Annotated in this window: 9 protein-coding genes, 3 rRNA genes and 1 pseudogene; 5 read left to right on the forward strand and 8 right to left on the reverse strand. The window is 58.0% G+C overall.

Features of this window, described 5'->3' with window-relative positions; all coding sequences use genetic code 11:
* Positions 1–192: 192 nt before the first annotated feature.
* The 3 genes from AB4N73_RS22425 to rrf (AB4N73_RS22435) all read left to right on the forward strand — a co-directional run bounded on the left by AB4N73_RS22425 (position 193) and on the right by rrf (AB4N73_RS22435) (position 3,577).
* A 23S ribosomal RNA gene (locus AB4N73_RS22425) occupies positions 193–3,086 on the forward strand.
* Between the two features lie 154 nt (positions 3,087–3,240).
* A 5S ribosomal RNA gene (gene rrf / locus AB4N73_RS22430) occupies positions 3,241–3,356 on the forward strand.
* A gap of 105 nt (positions 3,357–3,461) precedes the next feature.
* A 5S ribosomal RNA gene (rrf, locus tag AB4N73_RS22435) occupies positions 3,462–3,577 on the forward strand.
* Positions 3,578–3,643: 66 nt separating this feature from the next.
* Here the strand turns inward: rrf (AB4N73_RS22435) and AB4N73_RS22440 are convergent.
* The 4 genes from AB4N73_RS22440 to AB4N73_RS22455 all read right to left on the reverse strand — a co-directional run bounded on the left by AB4N73_RS22440 (position 3,644) and on the right by AB4N73_RS22455 (position 8,989).
* The gene (locus AB4N73_RS22440; protein ID WP_095181160.1) at positions 3,644–4,822 is read right to left on the reverse strand and encodes a PepSY-associated TM helix domain-containing protein; all 1,179 of its coding nucleotides are present in this window, start codon (positions 4,820–4,822) and stop codon (positions 3,644–3,646) included.
* A 76-nt stretch (positions 4,823–4,898) separates the two neighbouring features.
* Entirely contained in the window at positions 4,899–7,400 is a 2,502-nt protein-coding gene (locus tag AB4N73_RS22445; protein ID WP_236169889.1) for a TonB-dependent siderophore receptor, read from the reverse strand.
* Positions 7,401–7,487: 87 nt separating this feature from the next.
* On the reverse strand, positions 7,488–8,489 hold the full coding sequence (locus AB4N73_RS22450; RefSeq protein WP_236169888.1) for a FecR domain-containing protein: 1,002 nt from the start codon (positions 8,487–8,489) through the stop codon (positions 7,488–7,490).
* On the reverse strand, positions 8,489–8,989 hold the full coding sequence (locus AB4N73_RS22455; RefSeq protein ID WP_041479723.1) for a sigma-70 family RNA polymerase sigma factor: 501 nt from the start codon (positions 8,987–8,989) through the stop codon (positions 8,489–8,491). The genes AB4N73_RS22450 and AB4N73_RS22455 overlap by 1 nt, the downstream gene beginning before the upstream one ends.
* Before the next feature lie 312 nt (positions 8,990–9,301).
* Here AB4N73_RS22455 and AB4N73_RS22460 point away from each other — a divergent pair.
* Both AB4N73_RS22460 and AB4N73_RS22465 read left to right on the forward strand, forming a co-directional pair.
* Positions 9,302–10,327 (forward strand): annotated as a pseudogene (locus AB4N73_RS22460) (HAMP domain-containing protein); the annotation flags it as partial.
* Between the two features lie 69 nt (positions 10,328–10,396).
* Positions 10,397–11,182 carry a methyl-accepting chemotaxis protein gene (locus AB4N73_RS22465; RefSeq protein ID WP_370593577.1) on the forward strand — a complete coding sequence of 262 codons (786 nt, stop codon included), beginning with the start codon at positions 10,397–10,399 and terminating at the stop codon, positions 11,180–11,182.
* A gap of 127 nt (positions 11,183–11,309) precedes the next feature.
* On the opposite strand, the gene AB4N73_RS22470 is transcribed toward AB4N73_RS22465, so the two are convergent.
* The 4 genes from AB4N73_RS22470 to AB4N73_RS22485 are packed head-to-tail and all read right to left on the reverse strand — an operon-like array spanning position 11,310 to position 16,905.
* On the reverse strand, positions 11,310–11,777 hold the full coding sequence (locus AB4N73_RS22470) for an SRPBCC family protein (protein ID WP_236169887.1): 468 nt from the start codon (positions 11,775–11,777) through the stop codon (positions 11,310–11,312).
* A gap of 22 nt (positions 11,778–11,799) precedes the next feature.
* A complete protein-coding gene (locus tag AB4N73_RS22475; RefSeq protein WP_460142561.1) occupies positions 11,800–15,192 on the reverse strand; it encodes a non-ribosomal peptide synthetase in 3,393 nt (1,130 codons plus the stop codon).
* Between the two features lie 10 nt (positions 15,193–15,202).
* A complete protein-coding gene (locus AB4N73_RS22480) occupies positions 15,203–16,132 on the reverse strand; it encodes a diiron oxygenase (RefSeq protein WP_460059745.1) in 930 nt (309 codons plus the stop codon).
* The gene (locus AB4N73_RS22485; protein ID WP_236169884.1) at positions 16,129–16,905 is read right to left on the reverse strand and encodes a DUF3050 domain-containing protein; all 777 of its coding nucleotides are present in this window, start codon (positions 16,903–16,905) and stop codon (positions 16,129–16,131) included. Before AB4N73_RS22485 ends, AB4N73_RS22480 begins: the two co-directional genes overlap by 4 nt.
* Positions 16,906–17,022: the final 117 nt, after the last annotated feature.

Raw genomic sequence — 17,022 nt, forward strand, 5'->3', positions numbered from 1 at the left:
AATATTGATTTCTAGTCTTTTGATTAGATCGTTCTTTAAAAATTTGGGTATGTGATAGAAAGATAGACTGAACGTTACTTTCACTGGTAACGGATCAGGCTAAGGTAAAATTTGTGAGTTCTCTTAGTTGAGAAATTCGAATTTTCGGCGAATGTCGTCTTCACAGTATAACCAGATTGCTTGGGGTTATATGGTCAAGTGAAGAAGCGCATACGGTGGATGCCTTGGCAGTCAGAGGCGATGAAAGACGTGGTAGCCTGCGAAAAGCTTCGGGGAGTCGGCAAACAGACTTTGATCCGGAGATATCTGAATGGGGGAACCCAGCCATCATAAGATGGTTATCTTGTACTGAATACATAGGTGCAAGAGGCGAACCAGGGGAACTGAAACATCTAAGTACCCTGAGGAAAAGAAATCAACCGAGATTCCCTTAGTAGTGGCGAGCGAACGGGGACTAGCCCTTAAGTGGCTTTGAGATTAGCGGAACGCTCTGGAAAGTGCGGCCATAGTGGGTGATAGCCCTGTACGCGAAAATCTCTTAGTCATGAAATCGAGTAGGACGGAGCACGAGAAACTTTGTCTGAATATGGGGGGACCATCCTCCAAGGCTAAATACTACTGACTGACCGATAGTGAACTAGTACCGTGAGGGAAAGGCGAAAAGAACCCCGGAGAGGGGAGTGAAATAGATCCTGAAACCGTATGCGTACAAGCAGTGGGAGCAGACTTTGTTCTGTGACTGCGTACCTTTTGTATAATGGGTCAGCGACTTATTTTCAGTGGCGAGCTTAACCGAATAGGGGAGGCGTAGCGAAAGCGAGTCTTAATAGGGCGTCTAGTCGCTGGGAATAGACCCGAAACCGGGCGATCTATCCATGGGCAGGTTGAAGGTTAGGTAACACTGACTGGAGGACCGAACCGACTACCGTTGAAAAGTTAGCGGATGACCTGTGGATCGGAGTGAAAGGCTAATCAAGCTCGGAGATAGCTGGTTCTCCTCGAAAGCTATTTAGGTAGCGCCTCATGTATCACTGTAGGGGGTAGAGCACTGTTTCGGCTAGGGGGTCATCCCGACTTACCAAACCGATGCAAACTCCGAATACCTACAAGTGCCGAGCATGGGAGACACACGGCGGGTGCTAACGTCCGTCGTGAAAAGGGAAACAACCCAGACCGTCAGCTAAGGTCCCAAAGTTATGGTTAAGTGGGAAACGATGTGGGAAGGCTTAGACAGCTAGGAGGTTGGCTTAGAAGCAGCCACCCTTTAAAGAAAGCGTAATAGCTCACTAGTCGAGTCGGCCTGCGCGGAAGATGTAACGGGGCTCAAACCATACACCGAAGCTACGGGTATCATCTTCGGATGATGCGGTAGAGGAGCGTTCTGTAAGCCTGTGAAGGTGAGTTGAGAAGCTTGCTGGAGGTATCAGAAGTGCGAATGCTGACATGAGTAACGACAATGGGTGTGAAAAACACCCACGCCGAAAGACCAAGGTTTCCTGCGCAACGTTAATCGACGCAGGGTTAGTCGGTCCCTAAGGCGAGGCTGAAAAGCGTAGTCGATGGAAAACAGGTTAATATTCCTGTACTTCTGGTTATTGCGATGGAGGGACGGAGAAGGCTAGGCCAGCTTGGCGTTGGTTGTCCAAGTTTAAGGTGGTAGGCTGAGATCTTAGGTAAATCCGGGATCTTAAGGCCGAGAGCTGATGACGAGTGTTCTTTTAGAACACGAAGTGGTTGATGCCATGCTTCCAAGAAAAGCTTCTAAGCTTCAGGTAACCAGGAACCGTACCCCAAACCGACACAGGTGGTTGGGTAGAGAATACCAAGGCGCTTGAGAGAACTCGGGTGAAGGAACTAGGCAAAATGGCACCGTAACTTCGGGAGAAGGTGCGCCGGTGAGGGTGAAGGACTTGCTCCGTAAGCTCATGCCGGTCGAAGATACCAGGCCGCTGCGACTGTTTATTAAAAACACAGCACTCTGCAAACACGAAAGTGGACGTATAGGGTGTGACGCCTGCCCGGTGCCGGAAGGTTAATTGATGGGGTTAGCTAACGCGAAGCTCTTGATCGAAGCCCCGGTAAACGGCGGCCGTAACTATAACGGTCCTAAGGTAGCGAAATTCCTTGTCGGGTAAGTTCCGACCTGCACGAATGGCGTAACGATGGCGGCGCTGTCTCCACCCGAGACTCAGTGAAATTGAAATCGCTGTGAAGATGCAGTGTATCCGCGGCTAGACGGAAAGACCCCGTGAACCTTTACTATAGCTTTGCACTGGACTTTGAATTTGCTTGTGTAGGATAGGTGGGAGGCTTTGAAGCGTGGACGCCAGTTCGCGTGGAGCCATCCTTGAAATACCACCCTGGCAACTTTGAGGTTCTAACTCAGGTCCGTTATCCGGATCGAGGACAGTGTATGGTGGGTAGTTTGACTGGGGCGGTCTCCTCCTAAAGAGTAACGGAGGAGTACGAAGGTGCGCTCAGACCGGTCGGAAATCGGTCGTAGAGTATAAAGGCAAAAGCGCGCTTGACTGCGAGACAGACACGTCGAGCAGGTACGAAAGTAGGTCTTAGTGATCCGGTGGTTCTGTATGGAAGGGCCATCGCTCAACGGATAAAAGGTACTCCGGGGATAACAGGCTGATACCGCCCAAGAGTTCATATCGACGGCGGTGTTTGGCACCTCGATGTCGGCTCATCACATCCTGGGGCTGAAGCCGGTCCCAAGGGTATGGCTGTTCGCCATTTAAAGTGGTACGCGAGCTGGGTTTAGAACGTCGTGAGACAGTTCGGTCCCTATCTGCCGTGGACGTTTGAGATTTGAGAGGGGCTGCTCCTAGTACGAGAGGACCGGAGTGGACGAACCTCTGGTGTTCCGGTTGTCACGCCAGTGGCATTGCCGGGTAGCTATGTTCGGGAAAGATAACCGCTGAAAGCATCTAAGCGGGAAACTTGCCTCAAGATGAGATCTCACTGGAACCTTGAGTTCCCTGAAGGGCCGTCGAAGACTACGACGTTGATAGGTTGGGTGTGTAAGCGCTGTGAGGCGTTGAGCTAACCAATACTAATTGCCCGTGAGGCTTGACCATATAACACCCAAGCAATTTGCTGACCTGAAAAGGCACCAGATTGCGGTGTGTGAAGACGAAACGAACCGAAAGTTCGAAATTCACAAACACCTAGCTGTCACATACCCAATTTGCTGAAGCGAGGCCATCCGGTCCCGAGTCAGTACCCGAATTTCTTGACGACCATAGAGCGTTGGAACCACCTGATCCCATCCCGAACTCAGCAGTGAAACGATGCATCGCCGATGGTAGTGTGGGGTTTCCCCATGTGAGAGTAGGTCATCGTCAAGATTAAATTCCGAAACCCCAATTGCGAAAGCAGTTGGGGTTTTATTTTAGTAGAAGTTCCTGTTTTTGCTGGTTTGTTACCGTGTTGACGGGCCAGATAAAGAATTTCTTGACGACCATAGAACATTGGAACCACCTGATCCCATCCCGAACTCAGCAGTGAAACGATGTATCGCCGATGGTAGTGTGGGGTTTCCCCATGTGAGAGTAGGTCATCGTCAAGATTGAATTCCGAAACCCCTGTCTGCTAACGCAGACAGGGGTTTTGTCATTTAAGCGTGTACGAAAGATCATGCCGTTCTGCGAGTCTTGCTGCTGCGTCTTGCCCGCCACTTGCGCCACCAGATATAAACGCCCGTCCCTGACAACCCCGCAATCAACACACCCAGTACCGCGATCATTACCTGCCCTGTCACCCCGATGATCCGTCCCCCATGTATGGGCAACTGGAGTCGATAGAACTGCTCTCCAAGCGTGCCCTGTCCCGCGACCTCCTGTCCCAATAATCGGCCATCGGTACCGTGAAAGAACAACCAGGATTTACCGTGAGCGTCCGTATCGTGCTGTCCAAATCCTGCGCCGTAGAAGTTGTACTCAAAGCTGTAATACAACTCGCCGATCGCGGCCGTCAGTCCTAATCGTTCCCCTTCCTGCAATGCCCTTTCGTACGCCTGTTGATAGCTCAACTGTGTCGTCCCCAGTTGATTGGCGGGCATTCGTCCTCTGGCTTCATAAACGCTCGGCTCGATGGGCGAAAACAAAGAAACCGCAGGCTTGAACACTTGGCTCGGCAAGTTCATTGCTACGCTGCTGACGGCGATCGGTAACAGCAGTAGCCACAACCACAATCCTCCGGCGCGATGCAGGTCGAAGTTCAAGCGGTAGGCATGCCCGCCTTTGACCTTCCAAGCAGTCGCCCACTTCTTCCAGAAGGGCTTGCCGCGCGGCAAGGTCAGGAACAATGCGACAAAGCAGTCGATCACCCACGCGATCGCCACCCCACCCATCAACAGCAATCCCCAGTTACCCGGCAATGTCAGGTTGTAGTGAAACTCCAGAATGAACGGGATGAAGTTCTCCCGCTGAAAACAGCATTCACCCCAGTAGCGCGCGCCTTTTTGCTCCGCGCTGATCGGGTCCAGATAGAACACCTGATTGCGCTCATCGAACGGCTGGCCCGTCGCCGGATCTTTACGCGGAACGGCCGCCAGCAGCGCCGTATGCCCCGCCTCCTGCGGATACTCCATGTACCAGACTTGCAGTTTCGGATGTGCAGTTTGCACCGCCTCTACCAACGCGCCGGGCGGCAGGCGCTCACCCACTGACGTCGCTTTATAGAATTGCGGATTCAGCCATTCATCCAGTTCATGATTGAACGCCAGCACACTGCCTGTAAGGCCCGCCAGCAATAGAAACACCGCAATGGCCAGGCCGATATATCGATGCAATAAAACCAGAAACGCACGCATACAGAACACCCCCGAAGAAACGACAAAGCCAGCCCCTGATATCAGGGGCTGGCTTTTTTATGCACAGGACACGGCTTTAGAACTGATAGCTGACGGTCGCCGCTACGTTGCGTTCTTCGCCCATGTAGCAGAAGTTCAGACTGGCGCAGGACGCGACATAGGATTCATTGGTCAGGTTGTTCGCATTGAGCCGTACATCCACTCCTTTCAAGCCGACCTTGCCCAAGTCATAACCAATCGAGGCATCGAACAGCGTGTAAGACGGCACCTTCATTGTGTTCTCCGCATCGGCCCAGCTGTAGCCGACATAGCGCACCCCACCACCCAGGCGAAGACCATCAAGTGCGGCGCTGTCGAATTTGTAGTCAGCCCATAGCGAGGCCATGTGGCGCGGCGCTTGAGTCGGCGAGTTGCCCTTGTTCTCGATGACATCGGTCGGCGTGCTCAAGGTGCTGATCATCGATTTGGAATATTCGATGTCGGTGAAGGTGTAACTGCCGAGCACTTTCAAGTTATCGGTCAGTTGCATGTGCGCTTCCAGCTCCAGACCTTGCGAGCGTACGGCACCGACCGCGCGATAGAAGTTTTCCTGCGGCAGTTTGGTCGCGAGGTTTTCCTGGTCGATGCGGAACAGCGAGGCGGTGAACAGATTATCGGTGCCCGGCGGCTGGTACTTCAAACCGACTTCCCACTGTTTGCCATCGGTAGGAGCCAGTGGGTTGCCGGCGCTGTCGGCATAGGAGTTCGGGTTGAAAGACTCGGAGTAGCTGATGTATGGCGCCAGACCGTTATCGAACAGGTATAGCGCGCCGGCGCGGCCAGTGAGTTTCGTGCGTTGATCATTGATCTCTGTGCCAACAGGACGCCCTGCTTCAGCAATGCGGTTTTCATCGGATGTCTCGACCCAGTCCTGACGCAGGCCCAGCGAGAAGCGCCACTTGTCCATCTCGATCAGGTCTTGCAGGTACACACCGGTCTGTTCGAGGCGACGCAGATAGCTGGTGTCGCCGTACATTTCGATCGCCGAGTTGCCGTATACCGGATTGAACGCATTGATCGGCGCCAGTCCACCACTGGTCCAGTCGACCACGGTTTTGCGCCGTTGATAATCCGCGCCCATCAGGACTGTGTGCTTGGTCGCGCCGGTGAAGAATTCGGCCTGCAGCATGTTGTCGACGATAAACGCATGCAGGCGCTCATCACCGCCGGTGTAATAACGGTTCAGTTCATTGCTGGTCGGAGTGGTCCAGCCATAGGCGTAGACCTGATCCATGTTCACTTTGGAATCGAGATAGCGGAAGTTCTGCCGGGCGGTGAAGACATCGTTGAAACGATGTTCGAACTGATAGCCAAACGACTGCTGGTCACGGGAGTAGCCATCGATCCCCGGCTCGCCCTCGAAGAAGCGCGGCGAGATGCGCTCGCCATTGCGCTGATGGACTGTGCCGTCCGCCGGAACGCCGCCGTGATAGCCGCCGTCCGGATCGTGCTGCAGATAGGCTTGCAGAGTCAGCGAGGTGTCTTCGCTGAAATCGACGCTCAGCGTCGGCGCAAGGGCGAAGCGTTTTTCCTTGTTATGGTCGAATTGCGTGTCGGACTGATCGCTTAGTCCGGTCAGACGATAGGCAATGCGCTTGTCGTCATCGACCGGACCGCTGAAGTCAAAACCAACCCCATGCTGGCCTTGCGTCCCCACCGTGGCTTGCACCTGATGGTAGGCCTCATACAACGGCTTTTTGCTGGTCAATGCGACCAGGCCTCCGGGCGAACTGCGGCCGTACAGCACGGACGACGGGCCTTTGAGAATGTCCACACGCTCAAGGAAATACGGATCGACCTGCATGGTGCTGTAGGTGCCGCTGTCGCCCATCGACTTGAGGCCGTCGAGGTAGATGTTGTCCACCGAGCCGTCGTTGAAACCGCGCATCGCCACGTAGTCGTAACGGTGCGTAGCGCCATACGGGTTGGTCAGCACGCCCGGGGCGTAGCGCATCGCTTGCGAGACGGTCTGCGAGCCTTGGTCATCCATTTGCTCGCGCGTGACCACCGATACGCTTTGCGAGGTTTCCAGCAATGCGGTACTGGTCTTGGTGGCGATCTGGCTGTGCGTGGCGTTGTAGCCGGCCATGCTGCCCAGCGCGTTGCCGAGGGCAAAACCTTTGATATCAGTGGTCGGCAAGGCCAGAGCTTCGCTTTCAGCGAGTGGGCGCAGAATGTAGCTGCTGCCGTCCTGGCTGACGGCTTCCAACCCTGAGCTGCCGAGCAAATGGCTCAAGGCCTGGTCGGTCGAATATTCACCCTGCACGCCGGGTGATTGCTGACCTTGAGTCTGTTGCGGTGTCATCGCCAGGGTGATACCGGCCTGCCGGGCAAACTGATTCAACGCCTCGCCCAATGGCCCGGCAGCAATGTTGTAGCGGTGGCTGATCTCGGTGCCGGTGTTGGCGGCCAGACTCAGGCTCGGTAACACGCTGACGCCCAGCGCGGTGGTCAGCAGTGCGGCCCGAACCGCATGGCGCAGCAGTGTCGATTCTGCAGTGAAATTCAGAGGGTTCTTACAAGTGGCGCGGACAGTCATTGTGGATTTCCGTAGGCAGTCGCGGGGGCTGAGTTGAAGTGCTTACTGACTAAGCCGGACTGCCTGCGAAAACCCGCCAAAAAATGTTCAGACCGCACGCTCCAGAGTCACCCACCAACGGGTGCGATAACGCAATTGCACCGGCAGCGTCTGCGGCAGGACCGCCAGCAGCCTGTCGGTGTCCTCCAGACGGAACACCCCAGAGAGGCGCAAGTCTGCGATATCCGCCGCGCAACTCAGAAACCCCGGGCGATAACGGGCGACTTCAGCAAGAAAATCACCCAGGCGCATATTGCGCGTGACGATCAAACCGTCGAGCCAGGCGCCCGCATCCATATCCGGCGTAGGCGCTGCGCGCCAACCGCTTTGGTTGACCAGAAAACTTTGCCCGGCGAGCGCTTCGAGGGAATGACCGCCAGCGCGAACCAACACTCGGCCGCGGGTAACGCTGAGCCGCGTGCACTGATCGTCCTGACGCAAAATGAAACGCGCGTCGAACGGTTCATAACTCCCGTGGCGATTCTGTACGCGCAGCGGTCGATCGGATGCCGCGCCTTCGTCAGAGCCGCCGCAGGTAACGATGATTTCGCCACGGGTCAGTTTGATCAGGCGCTGCTGCGCGGTGTAATCCAGGTCCACGGCGCTGGCGGTATTGAGTTCGATGCGCGTGCCGTCGGGCAACTGGAAACCGCGCCGTTCGCCGGTCGCCGTCGCGTAGTCGGCGCTCCATTGCTGCCAAGCGGCGCTGTCCTTGGCCAGCCACGCGGCGGAGCCCATCAACAGCGCGCCCGACAACAACTTCAAGGCCTGGCGTCGGCCCAGCCCCTGCGCACTGTTTTCCAAGGTATTGAAAGCGACCTGCGCACCCGGCACGGCGCGCAGACTGGAGCTCAATTCGGCTTGCAGCGACTGTACCCGCTGCCAGGCGATTTCATGTTCGTGATGCTCGGCGCGCCACTGCTCGCATTGGCGAGTCAGCCGCGAATTGCCGTGGTTATTGCGCAGCCGCAGCAGCCAGTGAATCGCTTGCTTGACCACGTGTTGACGCGGCTCGACGCGGCGACCGAGTGAGAGATTATCCACAGGCATCAGCTTTCATATCGCAACACATAGCAGTGATACAGCGCATCGGCGACGTAGCGTTCCACTGAACGTACCGACACGCCCAACTGCTCGGCGATCTGTTTGTGAGTCAAACCTTCGCACTGCGCCAGGAGAAACGCCTGACGCACTTTCGGCTTCAAACCCTCAAGCATGCGCGCAATGCTTTCCAGCAGTTCCAGCACCAACGCGCGCGATTCGGCGTCAGGTACTTCGCCTTCAGGCAAATGAGCAATGGTTTCCAGATAGGCCCGCTCGATTTCCTCGCGACGCCAATGATCGATCACCAGGCCGCGCGCGATGGTCCGCAGGAAAGCGCGAGGCGCTTTGAGTTCGAGGCGTTCGGTGCGTTGCAGCAGGCGCAGGAAAGTGTCCTGAGCCAGATCCGCCGCATCCGCTGCGTTGCCCAGCCGCGCGCGCAGCCAAGCGTTGAGCCAGCCGTGATGACTACCGTAAAGCGCCTGTACGACCAACTCAGGTGAAGACATGACCACGCCAGCCCGAACGTCACAAATGATAATTAGTCGCATTGTCATCAAGGGTTACAGATTTTGCAACCGTCGTCCCTATGGCGGTTGTGAAAAATTCCCTCGCAGCCGCTCTGGCACGCCGTTCGGCGGGAATCCTGTCCTAAAACCGTCCATTTCTCACGCGGCCCTAAGATTTCTCCGCCGTTGGCCGACAGACTGGTGAGAAATGCGTGCACCAAAGTAGAGCGGCCAGAAGAACGCTGCCTGCGCTGTACATGGAATGTTGCAACCGGAACGCATCCCCACTTTTGGCATAAGAAGTCCCATGAAATGAATCTCAAGTTCAGCCATAAAATCCTCCTGGCCGCTTCGGGCGTCGTCGTCCTGGCGTTCGCGTTGTTCACGCTCTACAACGATTACTTGCAGCGAAACACCATTCGCCAGAATCTGCAGTCCTCTGTGCAGCAGGCCGGTGACCTCACCGCCAGCAGCGTGCAGAACTGGATGAGCGGACGGATTCTGGTGCTGGAAAACCTCGCGCAGAACGTTGCCCATCAAGGCAGGAATGCCGACTTGCCGGGCCTTGTCGATCAACCGGCCTTCACTTCGAACTTCCAGTTCACTTACGTCGGCCAGGCCAACGGTGTCTTCACCCAGCGCCCCGATGCGAAGATGCCGGACGGTTACGATCCGCGTCAGCGGCCTTGGTACAAGCAGGCCGTGGCCGCCGACAAAACCATGCTGACGCCGCCGTACATGGCGGCAGTCGGCGGCTTGGTGGTGACCATCGCCATGCCGGTGAAGAAGGACGGCGAACTGCTCGGTGTGGTCGGCGGTGACCTGAGCCTGGAAACCCTGGTCAAGATCATCAACTCGGTGGACTTCGGTGGCCTCGGCCATGCGTTTCTGGTCAGTGCTGACGGTCAGGTGATCGTCAGCCCGGACAAAGATCAGGTAATGAAAAACCTCAAGGACATTTACCCGAATACCAGCGTGCGCATCGAGAAGGGCAACCAGAATGTCGTGCTCAACGGTCAGGAGCGCATTCTCTCGTTCACCCCGGTCAGCGATCTGCCGAATGCGCAGTGGTACATCGGTCTGTCGATCGATCGCGATAAGGCCTACGCCGCACTCAGCCAATTCCGCACTTCGGCGTTGATCGCCATGTTTGTCGCGGTCGCGGCGATTGCTTTGCTGCTGAGCCTGTTGATCAACGTGTTGATGCGTCCGCTGACCACCATGGGCCGCGCGATGAAAGACATTGCCCAGGGCGAGGGCGATCTGACCCGGCGTCTGGTGGTCGAGAGCAAAGACGAGTTCGGTGAACTGGGCAGCGCGTTTAACCAGTTCGTTGAACGGATTCACGCATCGATTTCCGAAGTGTCGTCGGCGACTCGTCACGTTCACGACTTGTCGCAACGGGTGATGGCGTCGTCCAACGCTTCGATCGTCGGTTCCGACGAGCAAAGTGCGCGCACCAACAGCGTCGCGGCGGCGATCAATCAGCTGGGCGCGGCCACTCAGGAAATCGCGCGCAACGCGGCGGATGCTTCGCAGCACGCCAGTGGCGCTTCCGAGCAGGCCGATGATGGTCGTCAGGTGGTCGAGCAGACCATTCAGGCGATGACCGAGCTGTCGCAGAAGATCAGCCTGTCGTGCACGCAGATCGAAACCCTGAACGCGAGCACCGACAACATTGGCCACATTCTCGACGTGATCAAAGGCATCTCGCAGCAGACCAACCTGCTGGCGCTCAACGCTGCCATCGAGGCCGCGCGTGCCGGTGAAGCCGGGCGCGGTTTTGCCGTGGTTGCCGATGAGGTGCGTAACCTCGCTCATCGCACCCAGGAATCGGCGGAAGAGATCCACAAGATGATCACCTCGCTGCAGGTCGGTTCGCGCGAAGCGGTGAGCACGATGAACGCCAGCCAGGCGTCCAGCGAGCAGAGCGTGGAAGTGGCGAATCAGGCCGGTCTGCGTCTGGTCAGCGTGACCCAGCGCATCGGCGAAATCGACGGCATGAACCAATCGGTTGCAGCGGCGACTGAAGAGCAGACGGCGGTGGTGGAAACGCTGAACGTCGACGTCAACCAGATCAACCTGTTGAACCAGCAGAGCGTGGCCAACCTCAACGAAACGTTGAAGGATTGTGATGCGTTGTCGCAGCAGGCGAACCGGTTGAAGCAGTTGGTCGACAGCTTCAAGATCTGATTCACAGATCGCAGACCGCGTTATCGTTCTTCGCGAGCAGGCTCGCTCCCACAGGGAAAATGCATTCCAAATGTGGGAGCGAGCCTGCTCGCGAAAGCGGCGGTTCAATCACCGCCAAACCGATGCCTTAAACAAACAACTTCAAGACATTGCCCATCGCATCATCGGCATACCCTTGCACGAATTCCCTGAATCCCGGCAGCGCCTCTTCCCCACCGGAAGCCGGTTCGGCAATGATCGTCCAGGTCGCTCGCGACTTCCCTTCGCTCAGCGATTCCACCTGCATTGCCGCCCACAGATTCGCCACCCCCAGGGTGTTGTAAATCGTCGTCCAGGTCATGCGCTGTGCCTGTTCATCGCGCGAGTTGAGTTGTTCGACCACGACGTTGCCGTCCTTGAAGATTTTCTTGCGCAGCGAAGACACGCCCTCGCCGGTCATTTCGGTGTGTGACAGCGCCGGAATGAATCGTTCGAAGCCAGCGAAATCGCCAACGACCGCCCAGACTTGTGCCGCGTCCGCCGGCACTTCCACCGACGACACAACGTGGCAGCCTTGCGGGTTTTTGATCAGTGTGTCGGGTTGCAGATTGCTCATGGTGTTGCTCCTTTTGGATGAGTCAGATGAAGTTGATTTCTTTCAGGTAGTCGCAGCCGCGACGCAGCAGCGCCGGGGATTTCTGCGGGTAGTGCGCGCCCATCTGCTGCACGCCGGCCTCGGCGTTGGCGTGGCCGATCAGCGAGATGTCGCCGATGTCTTCTTCAAAGCCGTTGAGGTAGAAACCGAGCACGCCGAACAGCGCGTTGTCGGCGTCGACCCGGTTCAGTTGCTGCTGCCAGTCGGCGACGCTGACCAGCGCAAACTCGCTGCCGGTTTCGCGGAACGAAGCGACGTAGGCATCCCAGCTCAGCGGCTCGGGATTGTGCAGGTTGAACACCGCACGATCCGCTGAATAACGGCTGGCATGGAAGGCGATGAAGCGGGCGAGAAAGTCCACTGGCATCAGGTCGAAATTCAGCGCAAAGGCCGGTACCTGACCGAGCTGGATCGAGCCTTTGAGCATCAGCATCAAACGGTTTTTGTGCGGCTGGCAAACGCCGCTGAGACTGTTGAAACTGATGTTGCCGGGGCGATACAGATTGACCCGTACACCCCGCTCGCGCGCCCGCTCAAGGATGCGTTCGCCGACCCACTTCGACAGGTTGTAGCCGTTGCGAATGTAGATCGGCGGCGTCGCGGCGGCGGGCAGTTCCAGCACCCGACCGGCATCATCCACGGTGCTGGATGCCGACAGGGTCGAGACGAAGTTGAAGACCTTCTTACTGCGCCCCTCGCACAGCTTCAGCAGGGCGAAGATCGGCTCGACGTTGTCCGCCGCCAGGGACTCGTAATCGAGTACGTGGTTGACGTTGGCGGCGTTGTGTACCAGCGCACCGAACTCGCGGTCCAGGCGCTGATAATCCTCATCGCCCAGGCCCAGTTGCGGGCGACTGATATCAGCTGCGTAAACCCGCACACGGCTGAGATCGAGGTGCTCCAGACGGTTTTCGCGCAGTGCCTGAGCGAAGCGTTGCGTCGCCGTTTGCCCGGCGCTATCACGTACCAGACAGGCGACCTCGCTGGCGCCCCAACCGAGCAGCGCTTCGACGATGTGCACGCCGACAAAACTGTTGGCACCGGTGACGATGACCTTGTGCACATCGCCCATGCGGCTGATCGGCAGCGGTTCGATATCCAGCGCGCGCTCGGCGTCGGCCATGGCTTGGGCGCTGAGTACCGCGCTGTCGTCGGTGCCGCGCACCAGCGTCGCCAGTTTGCTGATGGTCGGCTGTTCGATGAAGCGATTGATCGAAATGCTTCGGCCGAATTCCTCACGCAAGCGCAGCAACATCCGCGACAGCAGAATCGAATGACCACCGAGATTGAAGAAGCTTTCGTCAGTGGAAATGTCGCTGGTCGGCAGCTCCAGCAATTCGGCCCAGATCTCCAGAAGCAGCGCTTCGTCAGCATTGGCCGGCAGGCATTTCGCAGCGCTGTCCTGCACCGTCACCGGCAATGCAAGCAGCGCGTTGCGATCGACTTTGCCGTTGCTGGCGAACGGCATCTGCGCCAGTTCAGTCCACGCTACCGGTTGCATGTAGTCCGGCAGAAACTGCCGGGCGTGAGCCTTCAATTCGTCGCGGGCAGTCTCGATTTGTGGCTGGGCGATAAACGCCAGAATGCGTCGCTGACTGTCGATGACCACGGCAATCTGCCGATACAAGCGGCTCTCGCGCAGGCAGCGCTCGATCTCTTCCGGCTCGACGCGAAAGCCACGGATTTTCACCTGATTATCGCGCCGCCCGCACAGCTCGATACCGTGCTCGCCCCACTGGGCCATGTCGCCGCTGCGATAGGCGCGCAGGGTCTCGCCCCCGGGCAAGGACAGGTTCAGATAGCGCTCGGCGGTCTGCTGCGGATTGTTCAGGTAACCGAGGCAGACACCAGGCCCGACGATGAACAGTTCACCGACGGTTTGATCGGGCACCGGTTGCAGATCGTCGTCGAGAATCAGCACCCGACTGTTGGCGATTGGCCCTCCCAGCGTGCGGTTGCTGTCGCCCGGTTTGAGCTGGCGCGCGGTGATCAGCACGGTGGCTTCGGTCGGGCCATACAGGTTGTGCAGGGTGCCTTGGCGGGTCAGTTGCTCGATGACGTACGGCTCGCAGACATCTCCGCCGGTCATCACCTGCACGCCCTCCAGTTGCTCCAGTGGCAGGATGCTCAACAATGCCGGCGGCAGGAAGGCGTGGGTCAGTTGCCGTCGGCGAATCAGCGCAACCAGCTGCAATGGATCGCGGCGCTGGGTGTCGTCGGGCACGACCAGTTCTGCCCCTGCGAGCAGGCTGGGGAAGATGTCGATCAGCGATGAATCGAAGCTCAGCGATGAGAACTGCAACACCCGACTCTCGGCGTGCAACTGCACGTAGTCGGCGTACCACGCGGTGAAGTGAGCGAGATTGGCCTGGCTGAGCAGCACGCCTTTCGGATGCCCGGTGGTGCCCGAGGTATAAAGCGCCATGCACGGCGCATCAAGTTCCGGGCGGTGCTGCATCAGCGGCCGATCGAGATCGGCGTTCGGCGCTTCGATGTCACTGACATCCAGCCCCGCTATCGATTCGCTGAGCGCCTGCCGTCCATCGTGAAGCAACAGCACCGCGCCGGCGTTTTCCAGGATGTATTGCTGGCGCGGCAACGGATGGCTCGGCTCCAGCGGCAAGTACACCGCGCCGCTGCCGAGAATCGCCAGAATCGAGGCGAACAGTGCCGGGCTTTTGCCTTGGCAGACAGCGACCACCCACGGCTGCGAATGTTGCTCGAGCAAGGGCAGCAGGCGCTGTTGAATCGCGCGGCTGTGGGCGTGCAACTGGCGGTAGCTGATGGACTGTCCGCCGAGGTGCAGGGCAGGTCGTTCGGCATGCTCGATCAGGCTCTGTTGCAGGCGCTCGATCAGCGGGATTTGCGCTTGTTGCAGCAGCGCCGGGTTTGCCGTGTCGTTGAGACGGTGGACATACGCCAGTTTGTCGATAAACAGCAGGTCTTCCAGCCGTTCGAAATCCGGCGCGATCAGCGCAGGGGCATGGCGGAAATAATCGGCATCGCGGGAAAAGCGGCTGACCAGCAACGCCACCTCATCGACCACATGGGCAAGCGCTCGTTGGCGTAGCGACTGACCGTTGCCGGACGGCTCATCGCCAATCGGCACACGGCTGATCAGCGACGAGCCGAGAAAGCACAGCAAGTCGAGGGTCGGCAGGCCGCCATGGTCTTGCGCGGCGACACCCAGGCGCAGGTGCAGATGCGGGATCGCGCAGAAGTCGCCGGCAGCGATAAAACCATCGTCGATGATCAGATCCACCGCCGTTTGAGCCACGCCGCTGCGGGTCACAGCATGGCCATGCTGTTCGAGCTCCCGGGCCAGATCGGTCATGGCCTGGCTGGCGCCGGTGAGCAAAATGTCGAGACGTTTCATGTCAGCCTCCTCAAACCAGATAGTCGCGCAGCGCGTGCTGCACGCACGGTGTGTCGAGCAGCGAGCTGTTGTGGAAAAACCTGACGATGTTGCCCACCAGCGGGTGGTGGCGATTGATCGGGAAGGCCAGTCCGGCGATTTCTTCGCGCAGTGAATGGCGCGTGGTTTCGCTGACCGGCAGCGCATCGATCAGGCGCAAATCGAAGGACTTCTGGATGTCGTTGGTCAGGTAATGGCCGATGAACACCGGCAGAATCTGCGCGATGGTTTCGCGGTCTGCGTCGCTGGCGGTGTGCCAATAGATGCGCACCATCCGCGCCCAGAAACTCGAGTGGCGACCTTCGTCGAGCAAGTGGTCGGCCATCAGGCCCTTGATCGACGGCTTGACCGAATCGTCGCGGGCGAACGCGGCGACATCACCGGTCACGGTGTTTTCGGCGATCGCCACGCAGATCAGTTCCACCGCGCTGCGCAGGTGTTCCGGCGCCAGCGCAACAGCGGCGGGAATCGCCCGGCTCAATTCGATTTCGTCGGGCAACGGAATCGGTTCGATACCGGTCAGTGCCACCGTTTGCTGCATGAAATCCATGGCCACCAGCGCGTGGTAATCCTCATCGACCACCACGGTCATCGCGTCGTAACGACAGGCGAACGGGAACGCCACGGCGAAGCGATTCTTGGCAATGCTGCGGGCGGTCTTGTCGACGATTTCGGTCTCGAAAATCACTACGTCATTGATGAATTTGTACAACGTCTGCACCAGGGCGAAATCACGTTGTTGCGGGCATTCACGCAGGAAGGTTTCGCTGAGCACCAGCGGCTGGCGGCTGAGTGGATAGATCAAGCGCTGATCGTCTTCGAGCAACCGCCGTGGACGGGTGCGGATGGTCGCGCGGCTTTCCCAGGCCTCGGCGAAGGATTGATAGTCGGCAGCGTTCATTGGGCCACCTCGGCAACTTCCACGCCCATGCTCAAGCGCAGCCCGTCCCACAAGGCGATGCGGCTTTCCACGGCAGCGATGGCGCTGGCGTAAACCTCGGCTGCGCGCTGCGGATCGCCATCGACCAGACGCTCCAGCAACTGTTCGGCGGCGGGGCCATGGTCTTCGGAATCGACTTCGATATGCCGTTGCAGGTAGTAGCGGAAGGTCGGCGCCTGTTCGATGCCGATGCCCCAGTCATCAAGGATGCGCTGGAACATCGTCGGAATAACGCTCTCGCGACCGTGCAGGAACGCGGCGGCAACGCTGTGTCCCGGCGCCTCCAGGGCAATGCGCAAGGTATCGCGAACAAACTGTGCCGCCGCCGGGTCGACGTCGACGCTTTGCAATGCGACGTCATAACTCACGCCTTCGCGCTGCAACGCGACGAAGCGCTCCACCGCCGAGGTGCTCGCGCCGATTTCGCGCATCGCATCCAGGTACAACTCGAAGTGGCTATAATGGCCGGCATCGAGGCGATCGTCCGATTCCTCGCCCAGCACGATCTCGTTGATCAACCGAGCGGCGTGGGGATCGCGCGGCGGCAACCAGGGCAAACGCGTGCAGGTCAGTTCCTGTTGCAGGCGCTTGGTCAGCGACATGAAGTCCCATACGGCAAATACATGGGTTTCCATGAAACGGCGTAATACCGATAACGAAGTAATCTCGGAAAAGATCGGGTGAATACTCAGTTCGGCTTTCTTCAGGGCGAGTTGCTGCTTAGTAGGCATCATGATGTCCTTTATCATTGATATGAAGTGCACGGTTCTTTGCCATTGCTTTAAACGGTCGAGCAAGTTGGATGGGAACTTGTCCGGGCAATAGCTTGATTGCGGTGTAACGCCGTTGCG

Source organism: Pseudomonas sp. S3_B08, from assembly GCF_054667725.1.